Raw genomic sequence first — 23,505 nt, forward strand, 5'->3', positions numbered from 1 at the left:
ATGGCTATTCCATTAAGAAAACCAAATGAAATAGAAAAACTTCGTACAGCAAGTCTTGCTGTTGCGAAGACTCTAAAATATCTAGAAGAAAATGTTAAACCTGGTATGACTTTATTAGAAGTTGATGCTATGGGTGAAAAATATTTAAGAGACCTTGGTGCTAGACCATCTTTTAAAGGGCTTTACGGCTTTCCTGGTGCAATCTGCACATCTTTAAATGAAGTTATTATTCATGGTATCCCTGATGACACTGTATTAAAAGAAGGTGACATTTTAGGACTTGATATTGGATCTGAAATAGATGGTTGGTATGGTGATGCAGCTATTACTATGCCTATTGGTAAGATATCAAAAGAAGATGAAGATTTAATTGCTTGCTCGAAAGATGCACTGTATTATGCCATTGATATTATTGAAGAAGGTATGAGATTTAAAGAACTTTCAAAAGCAATAGAAGATTTTATTGTAGAAAGAGGGTATCAACCTTTAGTTAGATTTTGTGGACATGGTATTGGTAAAAAACCACATGGTGAACCAGAAATTCCTAACTATATAACAGGTACAAATACTAAATCTGGACCAAAGATTAAAAATGGAATGGTGTTTTGTATTGAACCTATGATTTGTCAAGAAGGAAGAGAACCAGTTATTTTAGAAAATGAGTGGGATGTCGTTTCTGAAGATGGAAAAAGAGGTAGTCATTATGAACATACAGTTGCTGTAGTAGACGGAAAAGCAGTAATTTTAAGCAAAGTAGATTGAGTAAACTTAGGAGAAAAAGTGGCAAAGAATGATGTAATAGTAATTGATGGTAAAGTTATTGAGGCTCTACCTAATGCTATGTTTAGAGTTGAATTAGATAATGGTCATGTAGTTTTATGTCATATCTCAGGAAAAATGAGAATGCACTACATTAAAATTTTACCTGGTGATAAAGTTAAGGTAGAAATTACACCTTACTCACTAGATAAGGGTAGAATTACTCACAGATACAAGTAATTTACAAAGAGATAATAAAATAAGATTTATTATCTCTTTTTTATGTTATACTTTAAAAAAATTGCTTTAAAGTATAGGATAATGAACGATATAATCAATATTATAAGCTTAACCTTAGATAGTCTTAATAAACAAAAAAAAATAGCAAACCCTACAAATTTTGAAACAGAATTCTATAAACAATTACAAAAAACAGATTTAATCCTTGAAGAGACTGAAGAGATTAAAGAAATTGTTTCAAAGCTAAGTACTACAGAAAAAAAACAATTAACAAGTGATATAACTACTTTTAGAGAATTATCTTTAATTCTTTCTCAAAGAGTTTCTAATCAAACAATCAGAGAGTTTTTAAAAGACTTTTCATATTTTATCTCTTCTTCTATTGATAAAACAATGAAAGAGGATATTGACAAAGTTTGTCTTGATATTGCAAAAAATCCAGAAACCTTAATGGATAGTGAAGTTTTAAGAGAGCTAAGAAAGCTAACTGATAGAAGAATTAATAATGATAAAAAACTTTTTAAAGAAAAAACAAGTGATGTTAAGAAATTAATAGGTTTTCTTGGAGAATATATAAATAAGTTTTTAGTAAATCATACTTCAACTTATTCTGATATTTCTAAATTGAAAGAGGAGATTTATTCTCTTGAACTCTCCGAGTCCTCTTTAAAAGATTTAGAACAAATTAAAAGTGATCTAATCTCATCAATTGATAAATTTGAAACTTCTTTAGTAAAAACAGAAAAAAATATAATTAAAAATCAATTAGAATGTAATAATCTTTATGAGCAAATTGAAGAGTTACAACATAATCTTGATAAAGCAGAAGAAGAAAAATCAATTGATTTTTTAACCAATGTTTTAACAAGAAGAGCCTATGCTGTTGAGATTGAGCGGTTAGAAAATGAATTTAAAATTTATGATTCAAACTATGCTTTAGTTTTTTATGATATTGATCACTTTAAAGAGATAAATGATATGCATGGACATGATTGTGGAGATTCTGTTCTTTCTACTTTTGCACAAATTCTTAAAAACCTTACTCGTACAGGGGATATAATTGCTAGATATGGGGGAGAAGAGTTTATTTCTATAGTAAATTATAAAAATAAAATGGAAATAAAAAACTATTTAAGAAGAGTAAAAAATATTATTTCAAATAATAGATTTGTATATAATGATATTAAAATCAATGTTAAATTCTCAGCAGGTGTAGCATATAGAAAAAATTATAACTCTTATGAAGAGACAATTAAAAAAGCTGATGAATTATTATATACTGCAAAATCTAAGGGTAGAAATAAAATTATAATAGATAATGGGGAAGAAGTTTAAACGAAGTAAAAAGGCTTTTGTTCGCGTTAAAAACCTCTCTCTTCGTATTATGGTATTATCATAGCACTTTTTTAGTAAAAAGTCATCTTTTTTACAAAAAAATTTAATTATAAGAACAAATTTATTCAAAAGAAGTTTTTTTGTACAATTGCGTATGACAAAAGTAATTAAAAATAGAATTTTATCTCAGTTACATTTTTTAAAATCAATCGGATATGAATATCATGAAAGTGTAAAAGCTTTTAATAAAGAGATTGTAGAAGACTCTTTACCTAATGATATTAATAGTTTAGAACAAATTGTAAACAATTGTTACTTATGTGAATTATCAAAATCAAGAAAAAATGTTTTATTCTCTTATGGAAATACAGTAGCAGATATTATGTTTTTAATTGATGAGCCAACTACAAGTGAAGATGAATTGAACTCTTTTTATGTTGGAAAAGCAGGAGAACAGTTAGCAAAAATGATTGAAAATGTATTGCCTTTAAAAAAAGAGGATGTATATATAACAAGTTTAGTTAAGTGTAAAAGCTATAATGGATTTGAATCAACACACTTTAATAGTTGTAGTTCTTATTTATATAAGCAGATTGATTTAGTAAAACCTAAATTAATAGTTACACTAGGAGATAAAGCTTATCAGTTTCTTTGTAAAGATAAAACACCTTTTTATCAGATACGAGGTAAGTTAATGAATTTTAAAAATTACGATGTATTACCAACATATAGCCCTGGTTTTCTTTTAAGAAATCCATCTTTTAAAAAAGAGGCTTTTTTAGATATGTTGAAGATTAAATCGATTTTGGAGTCAAATTGAAAAATATAATTTTAATAGCATTACTTGGTTTTTTAATTGTAGGTTGTGCCCCAAAGGGTAAAGTAACTACGTCTCAAAAACAAGATGTTTATCAACCAACTTATGAAAAGCCTTCAGAAATAGAAGAAGATGCAGTAGTTCAAATACCTGTAGTTCCCGATGAAAAAGGAGCAAATAAAATTGCAGTATTATACCCTTCTAAAGTAGTAGGAAAATATGCAAAATCAACGGTAAATGCCATAATTGCATATTTAATTTATAATAATAAAGAGTTTGAAGTAATATCTTTTGATAGTTATGATGAAGAGAGCTTAAATATCTTAAGTCAAATTAAAAAAATTGAAGAGCAAGACTTTAAAAAAGTGATTGCACTATTTACACAAAAAGGTTATGAAACTCTAAATAGAACTCATGCTTTACATTTTGCAAAAGTATATTTTCCTTTAATAAATAAAAATGAGGTATCTCTTCCAAAAGATAACTTTGTATTTGGTGGAATTTCATATGAAAAGCAAGTTAAATTATTAAAAACTTTATCAAGTGAAAACAGTACAATGTTTTATGTTCCTTCATATTTAGGAAATAAATTAAAAGCACTATATGATACTGAATTTGCTGATACAAATCCTATAACAAAAGTGATACAAATTAATAACAATAAGTATCAATATATCATGAATGATGAGAGAATTGTATATAATACAGTTTTATTAAATACACCTATTATTAAAACTTCAATTATTATGTCTCAATTAACAGCTTATGAGGTAGACCCAATTAGAATTTTATCTACACAATTAAACTATAATCCTTTATTAGTGAAATTAACTCAGCCAAGAGATAGAGCAAATTTCTTTGTAGTAAGTTCTATAGGAAAAGTTGATAGTTTTATTGAAGAGTATGCTGATTTATTAGGTGCTGATATTACTTATAATTGGGTAGATTATTCATCTTTAGTTGGTACAGAATACTTAATGAATTTAGATACAGATGAAAACAAAAAAATTATAGAAACAGAGATTGAAGATAATCAAGTTCAATATGAACCTAAGTTATTTAGAGGTACTTCTTATGGCTTTAAGCAAGTATTAGATGTGGATGCTGCATTAGAAGATACATATAACACAATGCTTAAAAGAGAAGAAGAAAAAAAGGCAAAAAAAGAGCAAGAAGCTCTAAAAAATCAATAATAAAAAGATTAAGAAATCTTTAGATATAATCGCGAATATTTATAGAAATGGAGTAAGAATTGAGAACGCACTATTGTACAGAAGTAACTGAAAAAAACATCGGTGAAAAAGTTACTGTTGCTGGTTGGGTTAACAGTAGAAGAGATCACGGTGGAATTATATTTATTGACTTAAGAGATAAGGGTGGATTAGTTCAACTAGTAGCTGACCCTGCACATAACGAAGCTGCATTAAAAACAGCAGAAGATGTAAGAGATGAGTTTGTTTTAATTGCAACTGGTACTGTAAGAGCAAGAGGGGAAGGACTAGAAAACCCAAATTTAGTTACTGGTAAAATTGAAATCATTTTAGATGAACTAGTAATTGAAAACAGATCTAAGCCTATGCCATTTGATTTAAATGATGAAAAAGTAAATGATGAAATCAAATTAAGAAATAGATTTTTAGAGTTAAGATCTAAAAAAATGTTTGATATTTTCAAATTAAGATCTAAAGCAACTATCCAAGTAAGAAATACTTTAGATGAATTAGGTTTCTTAGATGTTGAAACTCCAATCTTAACTAAATCTACTCCAGAAGGTGCTAGAGATTATCTTGTTCCAAGTAGAGTTCATCCAGGTGAATTTTATGCCCTTCCTCAATCACCACAACTATTCAAACAACTATTAATGGTATCTGGATTTGATAAATATTTCCAAATTGCTAAATGTTTTAGAGATGAAGATTTAAGAGCAGATAGACAACCAGAATTTACTCAAATCGATGTTGAAATGTCTTTTTGTAATCAAGAAGATGTAATCAAAGTTGCAGAAAGATTAATCTATGATGTATTTACTGCTTGTGGTAAAACAGTTCCTCAAACTTTCCCTAGAATTAAATATTTTGATGCAATGGAAAAATATGGTTCTGATAAACCAGATATGAGATTTGATATGGCAATGGTAGATGTTATTGATATTTTTGCTAACTCTACAAATGAAATTTTTGCTGATATTGCTAAAGATACAAAAAACAACAGAATCAAAGCTTTAAGATGTCCAAATGGAGATAATATTTTCTCAAAAAGACAAATGAAAGGTTTTGAAGATTATGTAAGAAAATTTGGAGCTAAAGGTCTTGGTTACTTCCAAATGAAAGAAGATGGATTAAAAGGTCCTTTAACAAAATTCTTCTCAGAAGCTGATTTAGAAGCAATTGTAAAATCAACTGAATTAGAAGTAGGTGATGTTGTATTCTTTGGAGCTGGAGATAAGAAAACTGTATGGGATTATATGGGAAGATTTAGACTTTATCTTGCAGAGCAAATGGAAATTATTCCTGCTGATACTTATGAGTTCATTTGGGTTGTTGACTTCCCAATGTTTGAAGTTGAAGAAGGAAAAATGAAAGCTCTTCACCACCCATTTACAATGCCAAAATCTTTAGAAGATACAACAGATCTAGAAGCTATTGAATCAATTGCTTATGATATTGTGTTAAATGGTACAGAACTAGGTGGAGGAAGTATCAGAATTCATAAAGAAGAGATTCAAGCTAAAGTATTTGAACTTATGGGAATTTCAAAAGAGGAACAAAGAGAAAAATTTGGATTCTTACTTGATGCTTTACAATATGGTGCTCCATCTCATGGTGGATTTGCTATGGGTCTTGATAGAATGGTTATGCTACTTGCAGGAACTGATTCTATTAGAGATGTTATTGCATTCCCTAAAACTCAAAAAGCTCAGTGTTTAATGACTCAAGCTCCATCTGAAGTTGATACTGAACAATTAAAAGAATTAAGTCTTAGAATCAGAAAGACTGAGGTTTAATTTTAAAGGCAACAATATGATTAAATATATATTCGTATTGTTGTCACTATTCTCTTTTTTAAATGCAAAAATAAGCATTGTCGTTACTTTTCCTGTACATAAAAAATTTATTGAAAAAATTTCAAGAGATGATTTTTTTATTAAAGTTATAGAAACAGGAAATACTAAATTCTCTGACCAAAGTAATCTTTTCAAAAATGAAATCTATTATAGTGATGTTTTTTTAACTTTAGGGTTAGAAGAGGATAAAAAATATATTGAACTTTTTAAAAAGAAAAATAGATATATGAAAGTTATTGATATTTCAGAGGGAATAAAAAAAGATATAGTAAATGGAAAAGTAAATCATTATATCTGGACAGACCCTTTATTAGTACGAGAACTAATGACAAATCTTTTTAATACTCTTAGTTCTTTACAATCTTATAGAAAAGAGTTTTACGAAGAAAAATATAAAGAGTATTTATTAGAGTTAGATCAATTCTTTTTAGATTTAAAAAAGAAATTTGATAGAAATGAGTTCTATAATATTTATGTGTATGAGCCTTATTGGCACTATATTGCAAAGAGATATAGACTTAATTTATATTATAAAGAAAATAGGTTTACAGAATTAAATGAAGTCTCAGACCTTATTGAATATTCTGATAAACACCATATTGAAAAACTACTTATAAAAGAGGGTAGTTCTTATGAATTAGCCCAATCTTTAGCTTCAAATATTAACGCAGATATTGTTGAACACGATATCACTAAATATAATTGGAAAGTGAATCTTCAAGCCCTTGCTAGAAAATTAGCAAGATACAAAAAAAATCTATAATTGAATATTTAATAAACAACTTGTATAAAAAAACTGCTTAATTTTTAGTGTAACATATTCCTATAACTATTTAGGAGTACTAAAATGTCAAAGAGTTTAGTGGACTACAAAGGTATAAAAGTAAATAAAGAACTTTATCCAATAATCAAACATATTGAGGATGTGGATAAATATAGAGAAGAGTTAGGAAGGTTAAGCTCTTCTTGGGATATTTTTGCCCTTTTAGGACAATTAGGGGATATAAATATTGATATTGGAAAAACAAAAGAGAACTTCTTAAATCTTACTACTACTTTATTAAATCACTTAAGTGAAGAGACTGTAAAAAAAGTAACCACTGAAATGAAATTTAAAGCACAAGTTGCAATTGATATTGTGATTAGAAATCTTTTTGAAAGAACGGCAGATATTGGCTTTTTAGCAACTGATGATGATATTAGAGAGTTTTTACAAAACTTTGTGTCAAGATATAATAGTGATAGTGTTGAGTTAAAAGAGCAGATACAAAAAAGATTTTTAGAGTATGTACAAAAGTACTCTGTATATTATGACATTGTTCTTGCTGATACAAAAGGAAAAGTTGTAGCAAGGCTTGATAATAATATAAAAGTTGATTGGTTAGATAAAGAGTTTACTCAAAAAATAATAACTTCAAATGAGGAGTATGTAGAGAGTTTTCAATACCATGATTTTATTCCCCATAAAAAGAAATCTTTAGTTTACTCTTATAAGGTAACTCAAACAAATGATTCTGATTCTGAAGTACTTGGTGTTCTTTGTTTGTGTTTTAGATTTAGAGATGAGATGGAAGGTATTTTTAATAATTTAGTTGAAAAAAGAAATAAAGAGGCTTTAACTATTTTAGATGAAGAGGGTTATGTAATTGCTTCTAGTGATAAAGACTATATTCCTTTAGAATCAAAGCTTGAACTTGTACTAGATGAAGATTTTAAAATTGTCTCTTTTTGTGGAAGAGATTATATTGCAAAAACTTGTTTAACAAATGGTTATCAAGGTTTTAACGGTCTTAAATGGTATGGACATATTATGATTCCTTTAGAGTATGCTTTTTTAAGTAATCAAAATAATGAGTTTAAAATTGATGAAGCCATTATAAACTCAATGATGGAAAATGAACAACACTTCTCAAAAGAGTTAAAAGAGGTTTTTAATAAGAGTAAAACTATTCAAGAAAATCTTGGACGAGTAATTTGGAATGGGAATGTTTCTCAAAGTAAACTAAACTCTTCAAATAGAGAGTTCTCCAAATCACTTTTAAGTGAGATAGGAGTTACAGGAATAAAAGCAAACTCTTCTTTAAGTAATTTAAATCAAACAATTATTAGTTCAATTCTAAAAGATAGTGAGTTTCTATCTTCTCTTGCAATAGATATTATGGATAGAAATCTTTATGAAAGAGCAAATGATTGTAGATGGTGGGCTTTAACTTCATATTTTAGAAAAGCCTTTGATGAGAAAGAGTCATTACTTTATAAAGAAGAGGAAATTTCTGCAATTTTAAAATATATAAATGATTTATATACAGTTTATACAAATATTTTAGTTTTTGATACAGAAGGTAAAATAATTGCTGTTTCAAATGAAAATGAAAAGTTTTTAGTGGGTAAATATCTCTCTCAAGAGTGGGTAGGGCAAACTTTAAAACTAGAAGATACTTCTAAATATTGTGTATCAAAATTTGAAAAAACAAATCTTTATTCAAATGAGGCTACTTATGTTTATTGTGCGGCAATTAGGTCTTTTGAAAATGCAGATAAAATTAATGGTGGAATAGCTGTTGTTTTTGATTCTACACCTCAATTTGAAGCTATGTTACAAGATAGTTTACCAAAAGGAAATGAGAGCGTTTTTGCTCTTTTTACAACAAGGGATAAAAAGGTAATCTCTTCTACAAATAAAGAGATTGAAATCAACTCTATAATTGAACTTGATGATAAGTTTTTCCAGTTAAAAAATGCAGAACAAAAAAGTGAAGTAGTTGAAATAAATAATAAATATTATGCTTTAGGTGTACGATGTTCGCAAGGATATAGAGAGTATAAAAGTGCAACAGATGATTATGTAAATGATGTTTTCTGTTTAGTCTTTAATTATATAGGAGAAAAAGCTTTTGATGAAAGAAAATATGAAAATAAATCAAAGTTTTTAAATAGTGGTTCTAAAAAAATATTTACAGATTCTTGTGTTGAATTAGCAACTTTTCACTTAGGAAATAAATTTCTTGCAGTTGAAGCAAAAAATGTTATAGAATCAATCTCTATTGATAAGTTAGAGGTTTCAATAGATATGGATAAAACTAATCCTTTTAAAGGAATGGTTTTGTATAAAGATAATCTAATTTCTGTACTTGATATAAGAAGCTTTATTAAAGAAGATATAAAAGATGAAGAGTTAAATACTATTATTCTTTTTGAGTATGATAAGGATAATAAAGAGCATTGTATTGGTATTTTAGTCTCTTCTTTACAGAGTGTTTCTGTTGTGGAAAAAGACTCAATTCAACAAATCCAAAGTCATTTTTTAGGAGCAGGAACTCTAATTGAGAGTTTAGCTGATATTAGTGATTATGAAGAATCACAAGTTGCAATGATACTTGATATTAAAAAGATAGATGATAATTTAACAAAGAAACTCTAACTAGTTAGAAATTTATATATTAGGTTAAAACATCTTTTGGCACAATACGAAAAATTAATAAGAAAGTATAATTTTAATGAGTGCAAATAAACAACAAAGATTTTTACCAACTACAAAAAAAGAGATGGATGAACTTGGCTGGGACCAATGTGATGTAATATTAGTAAGTGGGGATGCTTATATTGATTCTCCATTTATTGGTGTTGCAGTTGTTGGAAGAATACTTGAAGCTTTAGGTTTTAAAGTAGGAATAATAGGTCAACCTGATATAACAAATGAAGATGTAAAAAGATTAGGAGAACCTAAATTATACTGGGGAGTTAGTGGTGGAAGTATTGACTCTATGGTATCAAATTATACAGCAACAAAAAAATTTAGAAATTCAGATGATTATACTCCTGGTGGAAAAAATGATAAAAGACCAGACCGTGCAACATTAGTATATACAAATCTTATTAGAAGACATTATAAAGATACAGTTCCAATTGTATTAGGTGGAATTGAAGCAAGTTTAAGAAGAGTTACTCATTATGATTTTTGGACAAATAAATTAAGAAAACCAATTCTTTTTGATGCAAAAGCAGACTATCTTATTTATGGTATGGGAGAAGTAGCAATTAGAGAGTTTTCAACTGCTTTAAGAGATGGAAAAGACCCAAGAGAAGTTAGAGGAGTTTGTTATATCTCTAAAGAGCCTGTAGAAGAGTTTTTACAACTTCCATCTCATCAAGAGTGTTTAGATAATAAAGAGAAATATATAGACCTTTTTGATGATTTTTATAAAAATAATGATCCTATATCTGCAAAGGGACTTTGTCAAAAAGTAGATACAAGATATGCAATTCAAAATCCTCCATGTGATTATTTAAATGAGCAAGAGATGGATGAGGTAGCTTCATATAACTATATAAGAGATTTACATCCATACCATAAACCACAAGGAAAAGTTAAATGTTTAGAGACGATAAAATTCTCTATTCAGACTCATCACGGATGTTGGGGAGAATGTAACTTCTGTGCTATTGGAGTTCATCAAGGAAGAACAATAAGAACTAGAAGTGAAAAAAATATTCTTTGGGAAGCAAAAGAGTTTACACAAGACAAAGATTTTAAAGGTGTAATCTCAGATGTTGGTGGACCAACAGCTAATATGTATGGTTATGAGTGTAATAAAAAGCTTAAAAAAGGAACTTGTGCAGAGATTAGATGTGTTGATTATGACAGACTTTGTAAGGTAATGAAAGTTGACCATAGTAGACATTTAAACTTATTAAGAGACATAAGGAAAGTTCCAGGGGTAAAAAAAGCTTTTGTTGCTTCAGGTTTACGATATGACTTTATTCCAGCAGATAAAAAGTATGGCTATGAGTATTTAAAAGAATTGGTAGAACATCATATTTCTGGACAAATGAAAGTTGCTCCTGAACATACTTCTGATAGAGTTTTAAAACTTATGGGAAAACCAGGAAAACAACCACTAATTGATTTTAAAAAAATGTATGATAAATTAAATAAAGAAGCGGGTAAAAAGCAGTTTTTAACATACTATTTAATTGCAGCACATCCAGGTTGTGAAGAGAAAGATATGCATGAGTTAAAACAGTTTACAACTCATGAATTAAAGATGAATCCAGAACAAGCACAGATTTTTACTCCAACACCAGGAACTTACTCTTCTGTTATGTACTATACAGAGATGGATCCAGAAACAAGAGAAAAAATTTATGTGGAAAAAGATAGAAATAGAAAAGAGAAACAAAAAAGCATAGTAATTGATAAAAAGTATTATCAACGAAGAAAAAACAGTAGTGCAGGCTTACAAAGCTAAGATTTTAAAAATAAGAAAGATATAGATATAATGCCTTTTTTTAATACAAAAAGATTTAAGAAGGAAGATATTTGAAAAAACTATTTTTAATTATTGGAGCTCCTGGTTCTGGTAAAACTACAGATGCTGAACTTATTGCAAAAAAACATGAAAATATTACACACTATTCAACTGGAGACATGTTAAGAGCTGAAATTGCAAGTGGAAGTAAAAGAGGAGAAGAGATTAACTCTTTTGTTTCAAAAGGTTTAATTGTTCCTATTGAGATTGTAATTGAGACTATTGTAACTGCTATTAAAAATGCTTCAACTGATATAGTTGTAATTGATGGTTATCCAAGGTCTATTGAACAAATGACAGAACTAGATAAATATTTAGTAAATGAAAGTGAAGTAGAATTAACTAATGTTATTGAAGTTGAAGTATCTCAAGATACAGCTTTTAAAAGAGTTTTAGGAAGAGCTGCTGATGCAGAAGTTGTAAGAGCTGATGATAATGAAGAAGTATTTTTAAATAGAATGAAACTTTATATTGAGCCTTTAGCAGAAATCAAATCATTTTACACTCAAAAAAATCTTTTAAAAGTTATCAGTGGAGAGGGAACTATTGAGCAAATCGTTCAAGAGATGGATGAATTTATTCAATCAAGGGTTTAAACAAAATGCTTAAACAAGCAAATTTCTACTCAGTAATTATTGGTACAGAATTATTAAATGGGCGTCGAAAAGATGCCCATTTTGCTTTTTTAAATGAGCAACTTCTTAAAAGAGGTTGGACACACAAAGCCTCTTTTGTGATTGAAGATGATACAAGTTTAATGGAAAATATCTATAAGCTCATAAAAGAAGATAAAAATTCTGTGATGTTTTCATATGGTGGTATTGGTGCTACTCCTGATGATTATACGAGACAAATAGCTGCAAAAGTATTTCGAGATGGGAAAATGGAATATAATCAAAAAGCACAAGAGCTTATAATAAACCAATTTGGACAAGAGGCTTATCCCCATAGAATAGAGATGGGAAATCTTCCTATAAATGCAAAACTTCTTAAAAATGTAGTAAATAATGTAGCTGGTTTTTATTTAGATGATAGATTCTTTTTTACTCCAGGTTTCCCTTCAATGAGTCAATCCATGGTTATTGAAGCTTTAGATAAACATTATGCTAAAAATGAACTAATAAAATATAGAAAGACTCTAACTGCTTTTTGTGGAGAAAATGATTTAATCTCTTTGATGAAAGAAGTACCTAGTGAAATAGAGTTATCTTCTTTACCTAAAATAATTGAGGATAAAAGACAAGTAGTTCTCTCTTTAAGTTCTTCAAATAAAGAACTCTTAGAAACAAATTTTGAAAAATTTATAAATTTTTGTCAAGAAAAGAGTATAAAATATACTCTTGAAGATATAAATCAAGTAAAATAATTCTTTATAACTATCGAGAAAGTAGATAGTTGTAAAGAGTAGCTTCTAACTTAAGAAAAAATTTAGTTAAAAACCTTTTTTTTGAACTATAATTGCGTGCTTAACTTTAATTTAGGAACTAACTTGAAATTAGATCAAATTAGTAATTATGTTTTCTGTGATAGAAGATTAAATGATTTTGATTTTGAAATAAAACTACTTCCCAATCCCTATTATGATTATCCATTTTTAATTATAAAAGATTTTTTATCTCAAACAATATGTGATGATATTATAAAAAGTGTCAAAAAAGAAGATGATTTTATTGATGCAAAAATCAAAAAAGAGAACTATTTAAACTATACAGATAAAAGTATTAGAAAAACAAAAATTTATAAACTTTCAGATGAGTATAAAAATATCTATACAAAGAGATTTTTAGAGTGCCAAAAACAAATAGAAGAGTATTTTTCTTTAGCTCTTACTACAAGTACAAAAGTACAGGTTTTAGAGTATCAAGAAGGCTCTTTTTATAAAGCACACAGTGATGATTCAAATATGATTTATAAAGATGAAGAGCTTATAGGTTTTAAAAATGTAGCAATTAACAGAAAAATTACTACTGTTCTTTTTGCTTCTTCATGTGATGAGGAAAAGAAAGAGTATAACACTTTTAGTGGAGGAGAATTAGTTTTTAATTTTCTTTTTGATGAAAAGGGTGATGTTATAAAATATAAACCTAAAGCTGGAGAGATGATTGTCTTTTTAAGTAACCCCTATTTTACCCATGAAGTTTTAGAGGTAAAAAGTGGTTACAGATTGAGCTTAGTTCAATGGCATGATGCTCTTATTTCTTAATATGTAAATCCAATTGAGGGAAAGGAATTTCTATATTATTTTTATATAATGTATTATAAATAAGAAGTAGAAAGTCTGATTTTAAAGCATTTGGAGTAACTCTATCGTTTGTTTTTATCCAAACAAGAAGCTCCAAATCAACACTACTATTATTCATATTTTCAAATCTAATTTCTGGTTGTTTATCTTTATCATCTCTGATAAAAGTTAAACTGCTATTTAATAACTCTTCTAAAACAACTTCTTTTACCTTTTCAATTTTTGTTCCATAAGCAACACCAAAAGGAACATGAAGTCTTCTTGATTTATCTTCTAAAGTCCAGTTGATAACATTGTTTTGAATAAAAGATGAGTTTGGCACAACAATATCAATATTATCAAAAGTTTTAACAGTAGTTGACCTTACTCTAATATCTGTTACTGTACCTTTTAAAAGATCACTTATCTCAATAACATCTCCAATTCTAATTGTTCTTTCAAACATTAGAATAATTCCAGAAATAAAGTTTGAAACAACAGTTTGAAGTCCAAACCCAATACCAATAGATAAAGCTCCAGCGATTAGTGAAATTGAGGACATATCAATTCCTAAACTTCCAAGAGCTATTATAAAAGTAATAAAAATAATTAGATAAAAACCAACATTTGAAGAGATTTTTAATGACATTTCACTTATATTTGGCCATTTTGAAGAGATTTTAAAAATCCATCTTTTGTAGATTTTCCCTATTACAATCCCTATGATAATAAGTATAAAGGCTTTTACTAAACTCATTGGAGTTATGGCTTGTTCATTAAAAACTACTAAGCTAGTATCAAAAAAAGCTTTTATTGAATCAAAAAAAGTAGAGATTTTTATATTTGATGTTGCTAGGGCAAGTTTCGTATTATTTAACCTCTTTTTTGCAAGGTGGGCAAAGGCCTCTTTTAAATATTTGTACTCATTTACTTCAAGAATAATTGAGTTTAAAAATCTATACTCTTTTAGATAAGCTTCTTCATTCTTCTCTTTTAGAAAAAGTAGAAGTTTTTTTGAAGATAAATAGATATTTGAAATAAGTAGATTTTCTCTTTTTTTATCTACTAAGTTAATCTTCTTTTCAAGTTCAAGAATAGTTTTTGTATTATCATTTAATCTCTCTCGTTGAAGAGAGTTTTTTAAAGAGTTAATACTCTCTTCAAAATTATTTATTTCATTGTTATTTTTATTAATACTTGTTGTTAGAGTACTCTCTTTTTCAATTCTTAAATCATTTAAAGAGCCATCAATTCTATTTAAAATTTCTATTTTATGTTTTTCATATAAAGAGATTTTTTTATCAAGATTAGCTTTTTCTATTTTATTATAAGCAAATTGTAATTGATAAATCAACAGTCTATTTTTTTCAATCTCTAAGATATTTTCAATTCTCTTTTTTAGATAAGATAAGTTTTCTTGTACTTCAAAAGATAACTCTTTATCTTCATCCTCTTTTTTATCTAAATCAACTAAAAACTTCATAGCTTCAATTGCTTCATTCGAAGTTTCAATTTGCGTATCTTTATACTCTTTTATAGAAACAACTTTTTCATTTGCTTCTTTTAAAATTTCTAGATATTTTCTTTCATCTTCTATTATTTTTAGAGGTTTTTCCTCTTTTTTTAAAGAGTTTTCTATTTGTTGTTCAATTTTTTCAAAATATTGAATGTTCTCTTTTGTATCAAAAAGTTTTGTATCAATTGCAGCTGAAAGACAAAAAGAGAAAAGTAAAGAAAAAATAAAAATAAATCTCATTATAAACCTTAGAATTTTTTTATTATAATATAATACAAAAGCAAAATAGATGTTTAATATTTTAAAGGAATAGAAAGTGAAACAAAATGGATTATCTCATGCTGTTATTTTTGATAAAAAAGGAGGTGCTAAAACCTTATCTTTTGAGCAAATAGAAAATTATAATAAAGAGATGGGATTATTATGGGTTCATTTTGACTATTCAAGCCAAGAAGCAATAGAGTGGATAAGCAATAAAAGTGGAATTGATCCAATCGCAAGTGAAGCCTTGCTAACTGCTGAAACAAGACCTAGAACAACAGTTTTTGATGATTCTATCTTATTAGCTTTAAGGGGAGTAAATTTAAATGCAAACTCAAATCCTGAAGATATGATTTCAATTAGACTTTTTATTAGTGAAGATTTAATAATAAGTACAAAAAAAAGAGATTTACTCTCTGTAAAAGATATTTTGGATAGTTTTGAAAAAAATAAAGGACCTGAGAATAGTGCAGAGTTTTTAATATCTCTTACTGATAGGCTTACTTCAAGAATGGAAGGAACTATTGAGGATTTACAAGATAAATCAAGTGAAGTAGAAGAGATGATGTTAGAATCAAGTAGTATTCAACTAAGAACAGAAATCTCAAAGATAAGAAGAGAAGCAATATCACTAAGAAGATATCTAGCTCCACAAAGGGAAGCTATGTATAAATTATATCACGATAAAATCTCATGGCTTAATGAGTATGATAAAATCCAGCTAAGAGAGATAACTGACCAACTAATTAGATATATTGAAGAGTTAGACTCAGTAAATGACAAAGTAACTTTAATACAAGAAGAGTTATTAAATAAAGTTAGTGAAGAGATGAACCAAAGAATGTATGTATTATCAATAATCTCTGCAATATTTTTACCTCTTGGTTTTTTAACTGGTCTTTTTGGTATAAATGTTGGAGGTTTACCTGGAACTGAAAATTCAAATGCTTTTATGGTTTTTTCTGGTATTTTAGCTGTGGTAGGAGTATTTCAGTATTACTTATTAAAAAAATTTAAATGGATATAAAGATGGAAGAATTAAAAGATTTTGAAGAGATTAAAGAGTTTTTATTTCAAGCAATAGAAGATTATAAAAAGGGAGAGAATTTTGATATTCACCCTTATGATTTAGCTGAACAATTATTAAGATTAAGAGAGTTAAATCATGAAGAATACGAGAGTCTGTGTAAAAAAATTCCAAGTGAACTTTTTGCAGAAATTCTTTGTGAAATGCCAACTTATGTTCAAGAAGAGATTCCAGAAGTAATTAGTAGTAAAAAAGTTGCAAATATTACTTCTAAAATGGATAGTGATGATGCCTCTGAACTTATTTATAATATTTCTCAAAAAGATGAGGAAGCAGCACAAACTATTCTTTCTAAACTTGATGAAGAAGATAAAGAAGTTATTGAAAAACTTAACTCATATGAGGATAATGAAGCTGGTTCATATATGCAAAGTGAGCTTTTTTCCGTATCTTTATATGAAAAAATAGATGTGGCACTAAGAAGATTAAAAAAGCTAAAAGAAGAAGAGTATTTAGATAATGTTTTTCATGCTTATCTAACAGAAAAAGATGGAACTTTTATTGGAAGTATTGGTCTTGAAGAGTTAATTGTATTTGATAGAGATTTAACTTTTGATGATTTACCAAAAGAGAAGATAAAAACATATTCAAGTAGTCACCTTTTAGATATTTCTGAAGTTGTTGATATGTTTACAAACTATAACTTAAGTGCAATTGCAATTGTTGATGATAATAATAAATTAGTTGGACGAATTACTCACGATGATATTCATGATGTAATTCAAGAACAAGATACTAAACAATTATATTCTCTTGCTGGGGTTAATGATGATGCAGAGCAAGAAGAGAGTATGTATCTTATTGGTAAGAATAGGGCCTTTTGGTTAGGAATAAACTTAGTTACAGCTATTTTAGCTTCTGTTGTTATTGGTCTGTTTGATTCAACTATTCAATCTTTAGTTGCCTTAGCTGTTTTAATGCCTATTGTTGCTTCAATGGGAGGAAATGCAGGAACACAAACTTTAACAGTAACAGTTAGACAAATGGCTTTAGGAGATATCTCTTATACAGATGCAAAGAAGACTATTAAAAAAGAGGTAATAATCTCACTTTTTAATGGTTTTCTTTTTGCTTTCGTAATTGGTGTGATAGCTTTTTTATGGTTTAAGATGCCTCTTTTAGGAGTAGTTATTGCTATTTCAATGGTTATAAATTTATTTAGTGCAGGTTTCTTTGGTGCAGTTATTCCTATACTTTTAGAAAAGTTTGAAATTGACCCTGCAATTGGTTCTACTGTAATTTTAACAACAGTTACAGATGTAGTTGGTTTCTTTAGCTTTTTAGGTCTAGCAACAATTATTCTATTATAACTCGTTAATTAGAAGGTTTTGTATAAAAGTTAAACTTCCAACCCTTGTCTTCATCATATTTTTCAAGGTTGTAAGTCTCCCAAACTTTTATGCACTTCTTATTTCCGTTTTTAACTCCCTCTTTGGCAAACTGATGTGCTCTTCCAAAGTTTGGAAATACTCCTTTTCCATTTGCATACATAAAAGCAAGATTACAATGGGCATCTTCATCCCCTTGTTTAGAAGCATATTCAAAATATTTAATAGCTAGTTTATAATCTTTATCTACAGCAATTCCTGCTGCTAAAAATTGACCTATCATATTCTGAGCAGGTGCATATCCATCATTTGCTGCTTTTAAAAAAGTATTGAAAGCTAGTTTTTCATCAAAATAAGGAGACTTCTTATTAATATAGAGTTTTCCTAAAAAGTAAGTTGATTTATGATGATTAAGTAAACTGCCTTGTTCTAAAAAGATTTTTGCAGTTGAGATACTTTTTTGTACCCCTTCCCCTTTTAAATATAAAGTTGCAAGTCTAAAGATTGAATTAGTATCCTCTCTTTTAGCTAAAACTCTATAAGAGCTTAGAGCTTCTAAAACACCTTTTTCTTTCTCTATCTCTCTTACTTCTTCAAAACTAAGACTAAAGGCAAAGCTTGTAATTAAAATAGTTAAGATAAGGTGTTTCATTTTTTACTCTTTTATATAATCTCTTTTTCTATATTTGGATTAAGTGTTGTAGTTATTTCATAAGTTATTGTATCATGAATCTCTGCTAATTGTCTAACATCATCAAAGATACATACTTTTTCATCTTTAGAGTTAATAGAACAATTATCCATTGATACTCTTCCTAATATCTCATATCCTTTAGGAGTAGTATATCTTTTTTTACCATTTAATCTTAAGAAGCCATCTCCATATCCAACATCATAAGTTGATACATCCATATCTTCTTTTGCAGTAAAAATTCCTCCATAACCAACTCTTTGACCTTTCGTTATTTTTCTACTAGAAATTCTTTGTGCCCAAAGAGACATTACAGGTTTTAAATCTGGATTATCAAAGATAGAATCTGACTCTAAATAACCATATTGTGCAATACCAACTCGAGCTAAATCTTCTTGGTAATTCTTAAATCTAAATAAAGCTGAAGAGTTAGCTGAATGAAACTTCGGAATTGGTAAAAAAAGTTTTTCACATGTGTTCACAGTTATGTTTTTTGCGCGCTTGAAATTCTCTTTTTGCCAAAAGAATTCACATGATAAAATATCTGCGCTTCTAAAGTGAGTCATTACTCCTGTCAAGTTTAAATTTTTCCTTAAAGTACCATGAATAGCCTCTTCTAGAGTTTCTATTGAAATTCCATTTCTATGCATTCCTGTATCAATTTTTAAGTGAACATTCGTATTTTCGGGTACTTTTTCAAGTTGTTCAAGGCTATTCACAACTATGTGAAAAGAATGTGAATAAGTGTGAAAAGTAGTATCAGCCAAGATTAAGATTTGCTCAAAAAATGTCTCAATTTTTTTAGCTTCTTCACATGTTCTCACAACTGCATTTTTAATTCCAAACTCTTTTGCCATTGAAGCAATTTCTACAAGTCCATGACCATAGGCATTATCTTTTAAAACCACTGCGATTTTATCTTTTGAACCTGCTTGTTCAGAAATTATTTTTAAGTTATGAAAATAATTTTCTTTATTTAAAACGATTTTTGCCAAGTCTTAATCCTCTTGATTATTCTGGAAATAATTATTTAGTAAAATAGCATCTTTTTCATTTAGAACTTCTTTTAATTCTTCTATTGAAGCCTCTTTTATTTTCTCAAAAGTTCCAAAGTAAAGTAGTAGCTTTTTAACCTTTGCTTCACCAATACCTTTTATTTGTAAAAGTGAAACTTGTTTATCTTCTTTTCTTTTTTGTTTTTTATGAAAGTTTATAACAAATCTATGTGCTTCATCTCTTTGTCTTTGTATAAATTGTAGTCTTTGATCACTTGTTCGTAGTTTTAAACTTCTAATTTCACCACTTCTATCTTTATAGTGAACAATATCTTTAGCTGCACCTTTTGCTCTATGAGCTTTTGCATCTACTTTCTCTTTTGCAATAGCTATAATATCTAAGTTTACTCCCACAGATTGAACAATATCATAGGCAAGTTTTAATAGAGTCTCTCCACCATCAATTATCCATAAATCAGGAGCAGGATTTTTTTCAAAACTTTCAACTCTTCTTATTAGCATCTCTCTCATTTGTGAGTATTCATCTTTTGCTTCTAAGTTATAGTGTCTAAACTGTTTTTTATCAAAGGCATTTAGCTCTTCATTCCAAACAACCATAGCTCCAACAGTTGCTTGACCCATCATATGGGAGTTATCAAAACTCTCTATTAAATATGGTAGAGTTTGTAGATTAAATAACTCTTTTAACTCATCATAAATAGTTGTTTGATTTTTTGAAGATTCAATTCTAAGAAGTTCATCACAGTTATTTAAAGCAATATTTATTAAAGCTTTTTTCTTATCTTTTTTAGGGTTTATGATTTTAATATTTCTATTAAATCTTGTTTTTAAGAACTCTTCAATCTCTTCTTTTTCTTCAATTTCTTGTGCAATTAAAATCTCTTTTGGAAGTAGGGGGATTTCATTATCATAATAATTTACTATTGCTCTTTGATATGCTTCATTTAAGTCAATATCTTTATTATCTTCTAAAAAGTCTAATTTTATAAAATCATAAGAAGAAGAGGTTATTTTCCCATCTCTTATAAACATTCTTACAACTACACCTTTTTTTGTACCAGCTTTTATTGCAAAAAGGTCTAAGTCTTCGTTTGAAGCTAAATCTATTCCTGATTTGATTTGAGATTTTTCAATTGATTTTATTCTATCTCTTAATTTCATAGCATCTTCAAATCTAAATTCATCTGAATATTGCATCATCTTTTCACTTAGCTTACTTATTAGTTTATTTTTATTATAGATATATTCACAAGCTTCATCAACTAACTTTGCATATTCTGCCGTAGAAATCTTACCTTCACAAGGTGCATGACATTTTTTTATTTGATAGAAAAGACAAGCTTCTTTTCCTTTAATACATGATTTTTTCTGTACTAAAGGAACTATCTCATAAATTGAATCAAGCATATCTCTTGCTCCTGTTGAATAAGGACCAAAATATTTAATATTATTGTTTTTATGAACTCTTCTTGTTATTTCAAGTCTAGGAAAAAGTTCACTATTATCAAGCATTATATAAGGGTAGGTTTTATCATCTCTAAGTAAGATATTGTATTTAGGTTTTAATTGTTTAATTAAAGAGTTCTCTAAAATCAAAGCTTCATGTTCATTTGGTACAACAATCCACTCTAAAGAGACTACCTCTGTAATCATTTTATAAATTCTAGGACCTAGCTTTTCTGCTGGTTGTAAAGAAGGAGTAAATTTAAAATATGATTTAACTCTGTTTTTAAGTACTTTTGCTTTACCTATATAGAGTAAATGACCATCTTTATCAAAATATTGATAAACTCCTGCTTCGTTTGGCAGTTGCTTTAATTTCTCTTCTAAATTCATTTTTGGATTTTATCTAAAAGAAGCTTTGTAATTTTGTAAAAGTAAATGTGACTTATTTGTGACTTAAATATTTGCTATAATAGTGTTAAAAAGTATTATAAAGTTATAAGATGGAAACAAGCTCTAAGAGAATAATTTTTTTTATTAAATATACCCCTTTTGTTTTAAATATTCTGTTTTTTATCATAATTGTACAAGTGGTTCTTTACAATATCAATAAAAATTATAAAAATGAAATAGCTTTACTCTCTCAAACATATTTTGAAGAGAATAAAAATAGAATTAAATATGAGGTTGAAAAGGTTTATTCTATTTTAGAAGAGAAGAAAATAAGCTCAGAAGATAGGCTAAAAAAGGAGCTTAAAAGTAGAGTTTATGAAGCTCATTCTTTAGCAACAAATATTTATAAGCATGAGATTACTCCCCATAATAATAGTATTCATCAAAAAGAGCATGTCTTTCAAACTATTAAAAATGCATTAGGTGGTATTATTTATAACAATGGAAGAGGGTACTTTTTTATAGATGATGAAAAGGGAACAAAACTTCTTCAACCTTTAAATAAACAACTTGAAGGACAAAATCTATCAGCATACAAAGATATTACAGGATATAAGTTTGTACAAAAGATTATTGAAACAATAAACAATAAAAGTGAAAGTTTCGATACTTATTATTGGTATAAAAATGATAAAGATGATAAGCCTTTTAGAAAGATAAGTTTTTATAAATATTTTGAACCTTACAATTGTATTATCGGTACGGGCGAGTATATAGATGATTTTGTAGATATTGAAAAAGAAGAGTTTTTAAATAATCTAAAAATGTTTTCTTCTTCTAAAAAGAGTTACTTTTTTGTAATTGATTATAAAAATGAAAAAGTATATTTAAATGAAGAGTTTTCTTATGATAAGAATGAAATATATTCTTTAAATATTGGCTTGATAAATAGAATAGTAGAAGAGACAAAAAAAGGTAATAGTTTTATAGAATATACACCAAAAATCAAAGAAGAAAATACTTTAAACAATCTAAAAATATCTTATGTAAAAGATTTCTCTCAATGGGGTTGGATTATTGGTACAGGCTTTTATATCAATGATTTAAATGAGCAATTAGAACAGAAAAAAGAGTTTCTTCTTGAGAAAAAAGAGTATATGTTAAAAGAGTTTTTCTTTATTTGTGCAGTAATGCTTCTTTTAACTTTGTTATTCTCTTTATATCTTTCAAAACTTTTAACTGAAAAATTTACTAAATATAAAAATAGTTTAAGAGAAAAAGAAAAATATCTAATGCAACAAAGTAAAATGGCTGCAATGGGAGAGATGTTATCTAATATTGCTCACCAATGGAGACAACCTTTAAGTGTGATAAGATCTATTGCAACTGGTATGAAAATGCAAAATGATATGAATATGTTAGATAAAAATAGCTTTGATAAAAATATGGAACTTTTAAATGTTTCAACAGAATATTTATCACAAACAATTGAAGATTTTAGAAATTTTTTAAAACCAAATGAGAGTAAAAGTTTTATTACATATAAACTTTTAGAAGAAAAAATTGATAAGATTTTGAACTTAACACTAAAAAATTATGATATTAAATTAACTTTAGACTTAAGTGAAGAACTTTATTTAGAAGAGGTTGATAATATTTTACTGCAAGCAATGATAAATATTATAAACAACTCAAAAGATGCTTTTTTGGCAAATGAATTTTCATATAAAAAATATATAAATATTGAAATCTATGAAAAAGATGAGAAGATAATTATCCAAATAGCAGATAATGCAGGTGGAATTTCTGAAGAGATTATGGATAGAATTTTTGAACCATATTTCACAACAAAACATCAATCAGTAGGTACAGGAATAGGATTATATATTGTTAGAGAAATTGTTACAAAATATTTAAAAGGAAGAGTATTTGTAGAAAACTCTGATATGTATATAGAAGCAGAAGGTTATCAAGGAGTTTTATTTAGAATAGAACTTCCTAAAAAAGGTGAATAATTCACCTTTT

Annotated in this window: 19 protein-coding genes; 15 read left to right on the forward strand and 4 right to left on the reverse strand. The window is 27.7% G+C overall.

Annotated features, from left to right (window positions below):
- From map to ABIV_RS03495, 12 genes are all read left to right on the forward strand, one after another.
- Nucleotides 1–762: a type I methionyl aminopeptidase gene (gene map / locus ABIV_RS03440; RefSeq protein WP_114838570.1), complete on the forward strand. Its 762-nt coding sequence runs from the start codon at nt 1–3 to the stop codon at nt 760–762.
- 18 nt (nt 763–780) lie between these two features.
- Nucleotides 781–999, forward strand: coding sequence for a translation initiation factor IF-1 (infA, locus tag ABIV_RS03445; RefSeq protein ID WP_114838571.1), 219 nt, complete (start codon nt 781–783; stop codon nt 997–999).
- A gap of 81 nt (nt 1,000–1,080) precedes the next feature.
- Complete coding sequence (locus ABIV_RS03450) at nt 1,081–2,334, forward strand: GGDEF domain-containing protein (protein ID WP_162917969.1); 1,254 nt, start codon at nt 1,081–1,083, stop codon at nt 2,332–2,334.
- Nucleotides 2,335–2,488: 154 nt separating this feature from the next.
- Nucleotides 2,489–3,154, forward strand: a complete 666-nt coding sequence (locus ABIV_RS03455; protein WP_114838573.1) for a uracil-DNA glycosylase — start codon at nt 2,489–2,491, stop codon at nt 3,152–3,154.
- Complete coding sequence (locus tag ABIV_RS03460; RefSeq protein ID WP_114838574.1) at nt 3,151–4,344, forward strand: hypothetical protein; 1,194 nt, start codon at nt 3,151–3,153, stop codon at nt 4,342–4,344. Before ABIV_RS03455 ends, ABIV_RS03460 begins: the two co-directional genes overlap by 4 nt.
- A 59-nt stretch (nt 4,345–4,403) precedes the next feature.
- Nucleotides 4,404–6,155 (forward strand): aspartate--tRNA ligase, encoded by a 1,752-nt coding sequence (aspS, locus tag ABIV_RS03465; protein WP_114838575.1) that lies wholly within the window; start codon nt 4,404–4,406, stop codon nt 6,153–6,155.
- A 16-nt stretch (nt 6,156–6,171) separates the two neighbouring features.
- On the forward strand, nt 6,172–6,978 hold the full coding sequence (locus ABIV_RS03470) for a metal ABC transporter solute-binding protein, Zn/Mn family (RefSeq protein WP_114838576.1): 807 nt from the start codon (nt 6,172–6,174) through the stop codon (nt 6,976–6,978).
- A gap of 84 nt (nt 6,979–7,062) precedes the next feature.
- Nucleotides 7,063–9,636 carry a cache domain-containing protein gene (locus ABIV_RS03475; protein WP_114838577.1) on the forward strand — a complete coding sequence of 858 codons (2,574 nt, stop codon included), beginning with the start codon at nt 7,063–7,065 and terminating at the stop codon, nt 9,634–9,636.
- Between the two features lie 76 nt (nt 9,637–9,712).
- Nucleotides 9,713–11,464 (forward strand): YgiQ family radical SAM protein, encoded by a 1,752-nt coding sequence (locus ABIV_RS03480; protein ID WP_114838578.1) that lies wholly within the window; start codon nt 9,713–9,715, stop codon nt 11,462–11,464.
- A gap of 71 nt (nt 11,465–11,535) precedes the next feature.
- Nucleotides 11,536–12,120 carry an adenylate kinase gene (locus ABIV_RS03485; protein WP_114838579.1) on the forward strand — a complete coding sequence of 195 codons (585 nt, stop codon included), beginning with the start codon at nt 11,536–11,538 and terminating at the stop codon, nt 12,118–12,120.
- Between the two features lie 5 nt (nt 12,121–12,125).
- Entirely contained in the window at nt 12,126–12,890 is a 765-nt protein-coding gene (locus ABIV_RS03490; RefSeq protein WP_114838580.1) for a competence/damage-inducible protein A, read from the forward strand.
- 123 nt (nt 12,891–13,013) lie between these two features.
- Nucleotides 13,014–13,727 carry a 2OG-Fe(II) oxygenase gene (locus ABIV_RS03495; RefSeq protein ID WP_162917970.1) on the forward strand — a complete coding sequence of 238 codons (714 nt, stop codon included), beginning with the start codon at nt 13,014–13,016 and terminating at the stop codon, nt 13,725–13,727.
- Here the strand turns inward: ABIV_RS03495 and ABIV_RS03500 are convergent.
- The gene (locus ABIV_RS03500; protein WP_114838582.1) at nt 13,717–15,501 is read right to left on the reverse strand and encodes a mechanosensitive ion channel domain-containing protein; all 1,785 of its coding nucleotides are present in this window, start codon (nt 15,499–15,501) and stop codon (nt 13,717–13,719) included. The two genes, ABIV_RS03495 and ABIV_RS03500, sit on opposite strands and share 11 nt — an antisense overlap.
- 76 nt (nt 15,502–15,577) lie before the next feature.
- Here ABIV_RS03500 and ABIV_RS03505 point away from each other — a divergent pair, with 76 nt between their 5' ends.
- Both ABIV_RS03505 and mgtE read left to right on the forward strand, forming a co-directional pair.
- On the forward strand, nt 15,578–16,549 hold the full coding sequence (locus tag ABIV_RS03505) for a zinc transporter ZntB (protein ID WP_162917971.1): 972 nt from the start codon (nt 15,578–15,580) through the stop codon (nt 16,547–16,549).
- Between the two features lie 2 nt (nt 16,550–16,551).
- The gene (gene mgtE, locus ABIV_RS03510; protein ID WP_114840437.1) at nt 16,552–17,919 is read left to right on the forward strand and encodes a magnesium transporter; all 1,368 of its coding nucleotides are present in this window, start codon (nt 16,552–16,554) and stop codon (nt 17,917–17,919) included.
- A 4-nt stretch (nt 17,920–17,923) separates the two neighbouring features.
- Here mgtE and ABIV_RS03515 read toward each other — a convergent pair whose 3' ends face one another.
- Genes ABIV_RS03515 through uvrC form a run of 3 tightly spaced genes read right to left on the reverse strand, consistent with a single transcriptional unit; the run spans nt 17,924 to nt 21,480 of the window.
- Entirely contained in the window at nt 17,924–18,589 is a 666-nt protein-coding gene (locus ABIV_RS03515) for a tetratricopeptide repeat protein (protein WP_114838583.1), read from the reverse strand.
- Nucleotides 18,590–18,600: 11 nt separating this feature from the next.
- A complete protein-coding gene (locus tag ABIV_RS03520) occupies nt 18,601–19,623 on the reverse strand; it encodes an alanine racemase (RefSeq protein ID WP_114838584.1) in 1,023 nt (340 codons plus the stop codon).
- 3 nt (nt 19,624–19,626) lie between these two features.
- A complete protein-coding gene (uvrC, locus tag ABIV_RS03525) occupies nt 19,627–21,480 on the reverse strand; it encodes an excinuclease ABC subunit UvrC (protein WP_114838585.1) in 1,854 nt (617 codons plus the stop codon).
- Between the two features lie 110 nt (nt 21,481–21,590).
- On the opposite strand from uvrC, the gene ABIV_RS03530 reads away from it, so the two are divergent.
- On the forward strand, nt 21,591–23,495 hold the full coding sequence (locus ABIV_RS03530; RefSeq protein WP_114838586.1) for a sensor histidine kinase: 1,905 nt from the start codon (nt 21,591–21,593) through the stop codon (nt 23,493–23,495).
- The last annotated feature ends 10 nt before the right edge of the window (nt 23,496–23,505 follow it).

Source organism: Halarcobacter bivalviorum, assembly GCF_003346815.1.
Classification (GTDB): Bacteria; Campylobacterota; Campylobacteria; order Campylobacterales; family Arcobacteraceae; genus Halarcobacter; species Halarcobacter bivalviorum.

What these genes read in the sequence shown, in the direction of transcription:
- map (WP_114838570.1), top strand. Translation starts at nt 1, where the DNA reads ATGGCTATTCCATTAAGAAAACCAAATGAAATAGAAAAACTTCGTACA.
- ABIV_RS03450 (WP_162917969.1), top strand. Translation starts at nt 1,081, where the DNA reads ATGAACGATATAATCAATATTATAAGCTTAACCTTAGATAGTCTTAAT.
- ABIV_RS03455 (WP_114838573.1), top strand. Translation starts at nt 2,489, where the DNA reads ATGACAAAAGTAATTAAAAATAGAATTTTATCTCAGTTACATTTTTTA.
- ABIV_RS03470 (WP_114838576.1), top strand. Translation starts at nt 6,172, where the DNA reads ATGATTAAATATATATTCGTATTGTTGTCACTATTCTCTTTTTTAAAT.
- ABIV_RS03475 (WP_114838577.1), top strand. Translation starts at nt 7,063, where the DNA reads ATGTCAAAGAGTTTAGTGGACTACAAAGGTATAAAAGTAAATAAAGAA.
- ABIV_RS03480 (WP_114838578.1), top strand. Translation starts at nt 9,713, where the DNA reads ATGAGTGCAAATAAACAACAAAGATTTTTACCAACTACAAAAAAAGAG.
- ABIV_RS03490 (WP_114838580.1), top strand. Translation starts at nt 12,126, where the DNA reads ATGCTTAAACAAGCAAATTTCTACTCAGTAATTATTGGTACAGAATTA.
- ABIV_RS03500 (WP_114838582.1), bottom strand. Translation starts at nt 15,501, where the DNA reads ATGAGATTTATTTTTATTTTTTCTTTACTTTTCTCTTTTTGTCTTTCA.
- mgtE (WP_114840437.1), top strand. Translation starts at nt 16,552, where the DNA reads ATGGAAGAATTAAAAGATTTTGAAGAGATTAAAGAGTTTTTATTTCAA.
- ABIV_RS03515 (WP_114838583.1), bottom strand. Translation starts at nt 18,589, where the DNA reads ATGAAACACCTTATCTTAACTATTTTAATTACAAGCTTTGCCTTTAGT.
- uvrC (WP_114838585.1), bottom strand. Translation starts at nt 21,480, where the DNA reads ATGAATTTAGAAGAGAAATTAAAGCAACTGCCAAACGAAGCAGGAGTT.
- ABIV_RS03530 (WP_114838586.1), top strand. Translation starts at nt 21,591, where the DNA reads ATGGAAACAAGCTCTAAGAGAATAATTTTTTTTATTAAATATACCCCT.